Source organism: Microvirga tunisiensis (genome assembly GCF_009296175.1).
GTDB lineage: Bacteria > Pseudomonadota > Alphaproteobacteria > Rhizobiales > Beijerinckiaceae > Microvirga > Microvirga tunisiensis.
In genome coordinates this window covers 1-3,745 of sequence record NZ_VOSK01000491.1, presented here as the reverse complement: position 1 = coordinate 3,745, position 3,745 = coordinate 1, and the positions used below count along the sequence as shown (strand labels likewise).

General features: G+C 59.9%; 4 protein-coding genes and 4 pseudogenes. 1 reads left to right on the top strand and 7 read right to left on the bottom strand.

Translation table 11 applies throughout. The features are described from left to right. Positions 1-163: 163 nt before the first annotated feature. The 4 genes from FS320_RS39960 to FS320_RS39950 all read right to left on the bottom strand — a co-directional run bounded on the left by FS320_RS39960 (position 164) and on the right by FS320_RS39950 (position 2,585). On the bottom strand, positions 164-397 hold the full coding sequence (locus tag FS320_RS39960) for a hypothetical protein (protein WP_152717981.1): 234 nt from the start codon (positions 395-397) through the stop codon (positions 164-166). Between the two features lie 828 nt (positions 398-1,225). Beyond that, on the bottom strand, positions 1,226-1,495 hold the full coding sequence (locus tag FS320_RS49185) for a hypothetical protein (protein ID WP_244627688.1): 270 nt from the start codon (positions 1,493-1,495) through the stop codon (positions 1,226-1,228). A gap of 177 nt (positions 1,496-1,672) precedes the next feature. Further along, a complete protein-coding gene (locus tag FS320_RS49180; RefSeq protein WP_244627687.1) occupies positions 1,673-2,140 on the bottom strand; it encodes a peroxiredoxin family protein in 468 nt (155 codons plus the stop codon). Next, positions 2,124-2,585, bottom strand: coding sequence for an RNA polymerase factor sigma-54 (locus tag FS320_RS39950; RefSeq protein ID WP_244627686.1), 462 nt, complete (start codon positions 2,583-2,585; stop codon positions 2,124-2,126). Before FS320_RS39950 ends, FS320_RS49180 begins: the two co-directional genes overlap by 17 nt. Positions 2,586-2,631: 46 nt before the next feature. Between FS320_RS39950 and FS320_RS39945 the strand changes: the two are divergent. Then, positions 2,632-2,972, top strand: a pseudogene (locus FS320_RS39945) (transposase family protein); the annotation flags it as partial. Positions 2,973-3,016: 44 nt separating this feature from the next. Here the strand turns inward: FS320_RS39945 and FS320_RS39940 are convergent. The 3 pseudogenes from FS320_RS39940 to FS320_RS39930 form a co-directional block, all read right to left on the bottom strand. After that, positions 3,017-3,319 (bottom strand): annotated as a pseudogene (locus FS320_RS39940) (integrase core domain-containing protein); the annotation flags it as partial. A 47-nt stretch (positions 3,320-3,366) separates the two neighbouring features. After that, positions 3,367-3,582, bottom strand: a pseudogene (locus FS320_RS49175) (IS481 family transposase); the annotation flags it as partial. A 24-nt stretch (positions 3,583-3,606) separates the two neighbouring features. Further along, positions 3,607-3,745 (bottom strand): annotated as a pseudogene (locus FS320_RS39930) (IS256 family transposase); the annotation flags it as partial.

Sequence of the window (3,745 nt, the reverse complement as noted above, 5' to 3'; positions counted from 1 at the left end):
CCAGCAGCCCCTTTTCGGGATCCGGCCGTGTTGGACGCGGACGATGATAGCGCATCGCAACTCGGCATCCTTGACCCTCCGTGATCGCATTCAGGACGCCGCCGAGGAGCTGATTGGCACCAAAGGCATCGGCACCCTGAGGGTGGATGCCATCGCTGTAGCCTCAGATCTGGCGCGGCATGCCAGGGTGTAGATCCAGCGCCTCTACGGTTTCTCGCCGAACAAGGCTCAACGTGGCTTCAACCGCTGCCCACGCGCCAGGCAAAACCTGCTCGACCGCCTTGATCGCTGCTGTTTGAGAGTCCGCCCGGACCAGATAGTAAGTCGCCGCTGGCCGGCCGACTTCATTCGGGATCTCCACCTTGACGGAATAGCACGGGAGCCGGTTGTCGTGCATCGTCACCTCCGTTCTAATTGGGCTGGTCCATATCATTCTGCTCCTCGATCAGGAAGAGGAGCGAGGGGAGGAGCTCATGCTGCGCCAACGGAAGGTCGCGCCGCATGAGCCCGACGGCGCTCGCTTGGTCAGATCATCGATCGCCTCACTGATGCGCCTCCTCGGTTCAAGCTTAAGCCTTGGATGAGTTTGGGACCCTGTGTGCGCGCTTCCTCGGGCTTCGGATCGGGCTCGTCGGGGATGGAGTTGACCAACGTCCCAAAGGCAGCCAGATCCATGTCGGCGGCCTCGAGCATTTTTGCCAGTGTCCGCATGGAGGGCCAACGCCGCCCAGAGCCACGGACTGACCGCTTCGATCGGCTGAAGGTGGTTCCATCCAAGCAGGCCTTCAGCGCGAGGCCAGAGGAGGATAGTCCGTCTTGGTGTGCCACCAGATCAATGGCCTGCTAGATCTTGTCATGAGTGAGCATTGCGTTGATCCCAACGCAACAACCAATATTTTCTTGTCACCGATCAGGAGGTAGTCGTAGCCTGATCTTGCACAACGCGAGACTCTTATGGAGTGTCGGATTGCGGCGCGAGTTGACCGCGAGCGTCGCTTTCGTTGCGCTCCAGCCGGAGGTCACCGGAAGGTTCGAACCTCCAACCTGCTGCAAACGATCCAGCATGTGCTGCATGGATCCTACCTGCGACCGCCACGCCAGAGACATGGACGAACGGCCAGTCACCAAAGTCCGAGTCTCATGCCTCTTTCATGGTTCCTCCTTCGGCGGCTGCGCCTTGCAAGTTCCCGCAGCCTCGTCTTGCGAACCCCCGCAAAAAGCCTTCTCACCCTTGTAGGTAGCGACGGCCTGGAGCAACCGTGGCATGCAGTACTGTTGAAATTTGTCCTGCATCGGCTCCGGTACGAGCGATTGCAGGGCGTGCTCGACCAACGCGATCGCGCGGTCCTTGTTGCCGCTCTCGTCGTAAAACTGAGCCACCCGCCGCATAAGACTGGAATTTACGGCCGTTGCCGTGCGGCGGATTCAGCACCAGGATGTGCTCGGCCTGCGGGATGTGGTTGTAGTCTTTCGCGGGATCGAAGAGCAGTTCCATCGCCATCCAATCCTAGTCCTTTTTACCGATCGTATCGCGAGCCAATTGGCGCATCACCGGCAAGCCGGCCTGCCTGTCGCGCATTTTGTGGAGCAACAGAGCCGCATGACGCTCGCAGAAGTTGGGATCGTCTGGCCTCGCGGCGATGCCTTCTGCGACGGCCGCGAGCGCGGTCGCCTAATCCTCAGCCTTCATAGCGGGACCGATGCGGCCGTCCGGGCTGACGATGAACGAGCTCGGAATCCAGAAAGAAGCACTGGCATCCATCCAAAGCTTGTTCATTTCGCCTGTGTAATCCAACGCGATCCGAAAGTTCAGATTTGGGAGCTTGTCGGCCAGCCGCGCGTGCAACGTGGTTCGGTCCTCGTCCACTGTGGGAGCTCGTTCGGAGGCTGCGACTCCGACGACCTCAAGGCCGCTGTCTTTATATTTCTCTTGCAACTGTACCAGATGGGGCATTGCCTCCACACAATATATGCTAGAAATCGCCCAGAATACGATGACGTACCGTGTCCCGGGCCGGAAGCTCGTAAGAGGCGGACCACGCACCCAGCTCTCCACTTTGATTGGCGGGGCTAGACAATTCACACGCAGCACACCATCCGCATGGGCTTGGGGTACTGTGCTGTCAACTGATGGAGGCATGGATTTCCTCCGTTTGCAATTGTGAAGAAGCATGTTCTATGCCAGCCGGCTCTCGCTGATCGTGCTCCCTTTTCAACCCCGCTTGTTGCCTGTGCGAGGCGTGAAAGCACTGCACGCTTGCGAGAACCCGTTCCACATCAGCCTCCGGGACATTGAAGCGCTCGGCCAGCTTCGAAAGGTTAACCTGAAGATGCCCAGTGTTGTCCAGATGAGCGGCAAGCTCGCCGGTACTCAGCTGCTCCTGCGGTGTGAATGCACTGAGGCTGATCTGACCAGCGACATGGTCGCGCAATGTGTCGGGGGAGGCGATGTACTCGTCGATGTCACGGTGTTTCTCGAGGGAGACAAACGCCGCGCCATCGTTTGACGCCAGCGCCACAGCCGGGTTGTCCTTGAGTTCCTGCTCCAGGCGCTGACACAGCTCGGCATGCTCCAGTTGCAGCAAGCCAATCGCCGCAATGAGGTGAGGTGATATACCCAGAGACTGCCACGGCGAGTTCGAGAGCGAGTGCCCTGGCTATTGTGGAGCGCAAGACACGTTCTACGTCGGCACCATGAAAGGCGTCGGACGCATCTATCAGCAGACCTTCCTCGACACCTACACCAACGTGGCGTTCGCCAAGCTGCATGATCGCAAGACGCCGATCACGGCCGCCGACCTGCTCAATGACCGTGTCCTGCCCTTCTTCGATGCCCACGAGGTGAAGCTGTGTCGCGTGCTCACTGATCGGGGCACCGAGTCCTGCGGCAATCCCGAGCACCATGAATACGAACTCTATCTGGTGGTCGAGGATGTGGATCATCCCGGACCAAGACCAAGAGCCCACAGACGACTTGAACCGCGCCGAATTTTCCGGAGGCGGATTGGCTTGGATTTTACGCGGCCATCGGCCTGACCTCAAGCTGGGCGTGGTAGGCGGCTTCCGCCTCGGCCGGCGGGATGTTGCCGATGGACTCGAGCAGGCGCCGATTGTTGTACCAATCGACCCATTCAAGGGTGGCGAACTCAACCGCCTCGAAGGAACGCCACGGACCACGCCGATGGATCACCTCAGCCTTGAAGAGGCCGATGACAGTTTCCGCCAGAGCATTGGCGTACGAATCCCCGACACTGCCGACAGATGGCTCAATCCCCGCCTCAGCGAGGCGCTCGGTATACTTAATCGACACGTATTGGGCAGATTCAAGCGGCCGTCGCAACACCATGGTTTTACCGCCTCGCCAGTGTCTGGATGCGAGACCTCCTTGGCGGCAGCGATGACCTGGAGGGCGGGCGGCAACGCGTCTGCATCGGGCGGCTTGTAGCGGCGGTTGGCCAGCTTCGGCTCGGCGGCCAGGCGGCTGCGCACCACCTCATCCGGTGCTCGCCCCTTCAGCACGCGCTGACGTCTCCTGTTGTAAGCCTGATTGAAGCCCTTGAGCAGCGTCTCGAGAGAGCTATGACGGAATTTAGGTGATGGGGCCGATCAGGCGGCGCTGTTTGTCGGCATCGGAATGATCTCGGTGCCGTCCTTAAACCTGACACCGGCGATCACCTTGGGCAACTGGTTTTCGCCCATCAACCTCCGCCAGCTTCTTGCGGCCGCCATCACCAGCTTGAACACC